Source organism: Streptomyces sp. SBT349, from assembly GCF_001083795.1.
GTDB lineage: Bacteria > Actinomycetota > Actinomycetes > Streptomycetales > Streptomycetaceae > Streptomyces.
In genome coordinates this window covers 1-7,048 of sequence record NZ_LAVK01000372.1, presented here as the reverse complement: position 1 = coordinate 7,048, position 7,048 = coordinate 1, and the positions used below count along the sequence as shown (strand labels likewise).

The window sequence follows — 7,048 nt, the reverse complement described above, 5'->3', positions numbered from 1 at the left end:
GTGAGTGGGTGAAGGAGGCGGGTGTCCTCGACGGTGGTTACTGGTACCGGAACCTGCGTGGCCAGGTCCGTTTCGGTCCCGCCATCGCCGACCTGCTGGGTGAGGGTTACTCGGTGTTCGTGGAGGCGAGTGCTCACCCGGTTCTGGTGCAGCCGGTCAGCGAGATCGTGGACCAGGCCGACAGGGAGGCCGTGGTCGGTGGTTCGTTGCGCCGTGAGGAGGGCGGTCTGGGCCGGTTGCTGACCTCGATGGCCGAACTGTTCGTCCGGGGTGTGGTCGTGGACTGGGCGGGTGTCCTCCCGGCCAGTGCCGCCGCCACCCAGGTCGATCTCCCGACTTACGCTTTCGATCATCAGCATTATTGGCTGCGTTCTACTCCTGCCGTGGATGCTGTCGCGCTTGGTCAGGCGGGTGCTGATCATCCGCTGATCGGGGCGATCGTTGGCCGGCCGGACTCCGGTGGTTTCATGACGACCTCGCGGTGGTCGGTGGACGCGCATCCCTGGCTGGGCGATCACAGCGTCGGTGATGTCGTTGTCGTGCCGAGCGCGGCGTTGGTCGAGCTGGCCATCCGGTTCGGTGACGAGGTGGGCAGTCCGGTGGTCGAGGAGTTGACCGTGGTGCGGCCCGTCGTGTTGCCGTTGCGGGGCGGCAGAGCCGTGCAGATGACCGTGGGGGAGGCTGATGAGCGGGGGCGGCGGCCGGTCGAGGTGTACTCCCGCCCGGATAACGCCGGCCTGGAGGCGGTGTGGACACGCCACGCGCACGGCACATTGGCACCCGGCCCGGTGACCCCGCCCACTTCCGGCGCCACGTGGCCTACCAGCAGCTCCGCAGGCAGCTCCGCAGCCGATGTGGCCCTCGACAAGGCGATCGGCGATGCCGACCGCTACGGGCTGCACCCGGCGCTGCTCGACGCAGCGGTCCGAACGGCGTTCCCTGATGAGGACGTGATCGCGACCCGGTGGAGCGGGGTGACCTTGCTGGCCTCCGGCGCCGCGGCGGTGCGGGTACGCGCGGCCCATAGCACCACTGGCGAGACCCGCCTTGAGGTCAGCCATGCCACCGGCGCGCCCGTGTTGTGCGCTGATGTCGTTGTCGCCGAGCCGTTCTCGCCCGAGAAGGCAGAGCGCGAGGATGCGTCGGCTCCCGACGGCCTGTTCCAGGTTGATTGGGTTGAGCTTCCGCTTCCCTCGGGTGAGATGGCTGAGGACGCCGGTACTGCGGCGGTCGTCGTTGATGCCGAAGATGTTGCTGCCCTCGCGGCGGACGGTCCTGCGGTGCCGGGCCTGCTGGTGTATGAGGCCGGGCAGGCGCCCGCCGACCCGCGCGAGGCCGTCGCCGCCGCGTTGGCCGTTGTCCAGGCGTGGCTGGCAGCACCGGCCCTGGCGCACACCCGCCTCGTCGTGGTCGTGCCCGACGCCGAGGACGATGTCACGGTGGCCGCTGTGTCGGGCCTGCTGCGTTCGGCGCAGTCGGAGCACCCGGACCGCATCGTCGTTGTCGAGAGCGACCATGCCGAGGACAGCGGCAGTGCGACGGCCGTGAACGCCGTGCAGGCCGTGCGGTTCGCGGTGGCCACTGGCGAGCCGCGAGTCCGTGTGCGCGGTGGTGTGGCCTTCGTCCCTCGGCTGAAGCGGGCGCTGCTTGCCGAAGGTCCCCGGCGCGAGCTCGACCTCGATGGCACCGTTCTTGTCACTGGCGGGACGGGGACGCTCGGCAGTCTCCTCGCCCGGCACTTGGTGACCGAGCACGGTGTACGGCATGTGCTGCTGGCCAGCCGGAGCGGGCCGGATGCCGAGGGGGCGGCGGCGCTGTGCGAGGAACTGACCGATCTTGGCGCGAGTGTCACCGTCGCCGCGTGTGACATCGCCGACCGGGACGCTGTCGCGGCGCTCCTGGCCGCCGTGCCGGATGCGCATCCGCTGACCGCGGTCGTTCACACCGCCGGAGTCCTCGACGACGGTGTGGTCACGGCTCTGACTCCGGAGCGTTTCGACACCGTGCTGCGGCCGAAACTTGACGCCGCGCTGCATCTGCACGAACTGACCCGGGACGCCGATCTTGCGGCGTTCGTCCTGTTCTCCTCCGCCGCCGGAGTCCTCGGTAACCCCGGCCAGGGCAACTACGCCGCCGCCAATGCCTCCCTGGACGCCCTCGCCCTCCACCGCCACCGCTCCGGCCTGCCCGGCATCTCCCTCGCATGGGGCTACTGGAACGACGCCAGCGGCATGACCCGACACCTCGGTGCCACAGACCTGCACCGCACCCGGCGCCTCGGCATGGTCGGGCTCTCCGCCGCCGAGGGCATGGCGCTCCTCGACGCGGCCCTGCGGGCGGGCGACGAGACCCCTGCCGCGCTCGTGGCCACCCGGTTCGACCTGCCCGCACTGAGGGCATCCGCCCGCGCCGGAACTCCCGCAGCACCGCTGCTGCGCGGCCTCGCGCCTGCTCCTCGCGCGGCGGCCGCGTCCTCGCACACGGCCGTAACCGACTCCCTGCGTCAGCGGCTCGACCGCCTGGGCAAGCGGGAGTGCACAGAGGCACTGGTGGACCTCGTCCGCCGGAACGCCGCCCAGGTGCTTGGCCACTCCGGCGCTGACGCCATCCGCGCCGACCGTGCCTTCAAGGACGCCGGCTTCGACTCGCTGACCGCCGTCGAGCTGCGCAACCGGCTCGCGACCGCGACCGCTCTCAGCCTCTCTTCCACCATCGTCTTCGACTACCCGAAGCCGACGCTGCTCGCCGACCACCTGCGTGCACGGCTCTTCGGTGACGACGAACAGTGGGGCGACGGCCAGGAGCGGAGCGCTGAGGAGCACACCACCGAAACGGTGGTTGCCCTCTCCGACGATCCAATCGCCATTGTCGCGATGGCCTGCCGCTTCCCCGGCGGTGTGGAGAGCCCTGAAGACCTATGGAGGCTGGTTGCCGAAGGCGACGACGCCATCGGAGAGTTCCCCGACGACCGCGGCTGGGACATCGACCGGCACTACGACGCCGACCCTGACAGCGTCGGCAAGACCTACGTACGGCACGGCGCGTTCCTCGACGATGCGACCGGCTTCGACGCTGCCTTCTTCGGGATCTCACCGAACGAGGCGCTCGCGATGGACCCCCAGCAGCGGCTGCTCCTGGAAACCTCCTGGGAGGCGTTCGAACGCGCCGCGATCGACCCGAGCGGGCTCGCCGGGCAGGACATCGGCGTCTTCGCCGGCGTCAACAGCCACGACTACACCGTACGGACGCACCACGCGTCCGGCATCGAAGGCTTCCGCCTGACCGGCAATTCCGGCAGCGTCATCTCAGGCCGGATCGCCTACCAGTTCGGCTTCGAGGGCCCGGCCATCACGATCGACACCGCCTGCTCGTCCTCGCTCGTCGCCCTCCACATGGCGGTCCGCGCACTTCAGCAGGGCGAGTGCTCCATGGCCCTCGCCGGCGGCGTGATGGTCATGGGCAACCTGGAGACCTTCGTCGAGTTCTCCCGGCAGCGCGGCCTCTCCCAGGACGGCCACTGCAAGGCCTTCGCCGACGCGGCGGACGGAACCGGCTGGTCCGAGGGCGTCGGCGTGCTCCTCGTGGAACGGCTCTCCGACGCACGCCGCCGCGGTCACCAGGTCCTCGCGGTGGTCCGAGGCACCGCGGTCAACCAGGACGGTGCGTCCAACGGACTTACGGCGCCGAACGGACTCTCACAACAGCGGGTGATCCGCAAGGCGCTCGCCGACGCCGGTCTGTCGACATCGGATGTGGACGCGGTCGAGGGCCACGGCACGGGAACGGTCCTCGGTGACCCAATCGAGGCGCAGGCATTGCTCGCTACCTACGGGCAGGGCCGACCCGCCGACCGCCCGCTGTGGCTCGGCTCGGTCAAGTCCAACATCGGGCACACGCAAGCCGCGGCAGGTATGGCAGGCGTCATCAAAATGGTGATGGCGATGCGGCACGGCGTCTTGCCCCGCACACTGCACGTGGACCGGCCCTCAACGCACGTGGACTGGTCCACGGGCGCGGTGGAACTGCTCGCAGAGACTCGCCAGTGGCCCGAGACCGGGCACCCGCGGCGCGCTGGCATCTCGTCCTTCGGTATCGGTGGCACCAACGCGCACATTGTGATCCAGCAGGCGCCGGTGGAGGACGCTGAAGCCTCCGACTGGGCGGCGACGAACGAACTGGCACCTGGCATCGGATCGGCAACCGCCTCCGACCAGGTGCATGCTGCCGATGCGGCACCCGCCACAGATCTCGTATCGTCAGGTTCCGCTCTTCTGCCCGTGCCCGTGTCGGCCCGGACAGCGGCGGCTCTGCGCGCCCAGGCCGGGCGCCTTGCTCGCTTCGTCGAGGCGCGCCCTGAGCTGGCCCTTACCGACACCGCGCACGCGCTGGCCATCACTCGTGCCCAGCTCGACCACCGGGCGGTCCTGCTGGCCACCGACCGGCAGCAGCTTGCCGATGCGCTGCGCGCGCTCGGCAACGGCACGCCTACTGCCGGCACCGTCACCGGCAGCCCCTCTGAGGGCAAGCTGGCCTTCCTCTTCACCGGGCAGGGCAGCCAGTGGGCCGGCATGGGCCGCGAACTCGCTGAGCGACACACGCTTTTCCGGAACGCCTTCACCGCCGCGTGCGAGGCTGTTGAACGACACCTGGATGGTCATCTGGAGCGTCCGCTGCGCGAGGTGGTGTTCGCCGAGCCCGGCACGGCGGAGGCCGCACTGCTCGACCGTACCCTGTACACGCAGGCAGGTCTCTTCGCCCTGGAGACCGCTCTGTTCCAGCTCTTCGCCTCCTGGGGTGTACGTCCGGACCTGGTCGCCGGACACTCGGTCGGCGAGATCTCTGCCGCCTATGCCGCCGGAGTCCTTGACCTGGCGGAGGCAGGTGAACTGGTCGCCGCCCGCGCGCGGTTGATGCAGACCCTGCCCATGGGCGGCGCGATGGTCGCCGTACAGGCGACCGAGGCCGAGGTGGCACCACTGCTGAAGGGGGCCACGGGCGAGATCGCGATCGCCGCAGTCAACGGACCCGGCGCCATCGTGCTCTCCGGTGCCGAGGACACCGTCCTCGACGTGGCCGCGCGATTGGCCGAACAGGGCCGGAAGACCAAACGCCTGAAGGTCGGTCATGCCTTCCACTCACCACTGATGGCCCCCATGCTCGACGAGTTCCGAGCTGTCATCGCCCGGCTGCGTCCCCGCCCAGCCGCCATCCCCGTCATCTCCACGCTCACCGGTGCCCCTGCGAAGGACGGCCAGTTCGCCACCCCGGAGTACTGGGCCGACCAAGTGCGCCATGCCGTGCGGTTCGCCGACGCGGTCACCGCGCTGCGCGACCAGGGCGCCGAAACCCTCGTGGAGGTCGGACCCGGCGGCGGTCTGACCGCCCTCGCCCTCGACACTCTCGGCACGGACCACCAGGGCTGCTTCGCCACCCTGAGCGAGGACGGGTCAGAGGAGGCCGCCGTCCTCACCGCACTCGCCGAACTGCATGTCCGCGGCACGGACATCGACTGGTCTGCTCTCCTCGGCACCCCGGCCACGGCGATCGGTACCGAGTTGCCCACGTACGCCTTCCAGCACCAGCGGTACTGGGTAGAGCCCGAGACCGTCGCTACCGACGCCGAGGCGCTCGGCGTCCGCCCCACCGGGCACCCGCTTCTCGGCACGGCAGTCGAGATCCCCGACGACGACCACATCAGCCCGGTAAGCGACGGCGGTACCCGTGTGGTGTTCACCGGGCGGCTCGACCGGCGTGCCCTCGGTCGGCTCCTCGATCCCGGCACCGATACCGTGGTGGCCGCCGTACTCCTCGACCTGCTGGTCCACGCCGGAACCGAGGCGGGAAGCGGCGCCGTCGAGCAGATCATCATCGACACCCCGCTGACCGTGCCCGAACACGGCCACCTCCAGCTCCGTGTCCACGTCGATGCCCCCCGCCGGGACGGGCTGCGCCCGGTCGTCGTCCACAGCAGGCGGGCCGGGGACGAGGACAGCACCTGGACGCGCCACGCCCACGCACTGCTCCGGCCCGGCCTGCCCACGCCATCCTTCGACTTGCGCACCTGGCCGGCCACCGGAGCCGACGCCCCGGCGGACCTCCTCGACATCCGCGGGGTACGCGGAATACACGGCCTGGCGGAACAAGACGGCCCGCTCTTCGCCGACGTCTCCCTGCCTCCGGAACTCGTCGATGAGGCCGCGGGGTTCACCCTCCATCCCGCACTCCTCGACACCGTCCTTCGCCTCCTGGCCGGCCGCACCGGTGAGAGTGAGCGCGATCTCACCCACTGCGCCGACCTGGCCGTGTACGCCGAGGGCGCCACCGCCCTGCGGCTGCGGGCCACGCCTGTGGAGGGCGGACGCCACCTCGTGGAGCTCGCCGACCACACGGGCGAACCAGTCGCCGCGCTCGGACCACTGACCCTGGGCCGCATCGACAGCACCGTTGTCGCCGCCGCGCTCGGCACCCCCGCTCTTCGCGAGGCACGGGCGACGGAGGACGGTCCGTTCGCCCGACGGGTTGTGGGACGTCCGGCCGCCGAGAGCGGATCGCTGGCCGACCGGCTCGCCGCGCTTGGAGCCACCGAACAGCAGCGCGTCCTGCTGGACCTCGTGAAGGAGAGCGCGGCCGTCGTTCTCGGCCACACCAGCGCAGAAGCCCTCGACGAGAAGCAGCCTTTCAAGGATCTCGGTTTCGATTCCCTCAGCGCCGTCAAACTCCGCAACCGGTTGCACGACTTCACCGGCATGAGCCTCCCCAGCAGCCTTGCCTTCGACTACCCGACCCCTTCCGCCCTCGCCCGGCACCTGCGCACCGAACTGCTCGGTGAGGAAGCCGCGAACCTGCCGGCTGGAGTCGTCCCATCCGGACCTGCCGTGTCCGCGGACCTCAACGAGCCGATCGCCATCATCGCCATGAGCACCCGCCTGCCCGGCGGCGTCAACACCCCCGAGGAACTGTGGCAACTGGTTACGGAGGAGCGCGACGCGCTCTCCGGCTTCCCGCAGGACCGGAACTGGGACGTCGACAAGCTCTACCACCCCGACCC

At 70.5% G+C, this 7,048-nt stretch carries 1 protein-coding gene; it reads left to right on the top strand.

Features of this window, described 5'->3' with window-relative positions:
- Positions 1–7,048, top strand: a 7,048-nt coding sequence (locus tag ADY01_RS30375) for a type I polyketide synthase (protein WP_049579877.1), incomplete at both ends; no start/stop codon positions are given.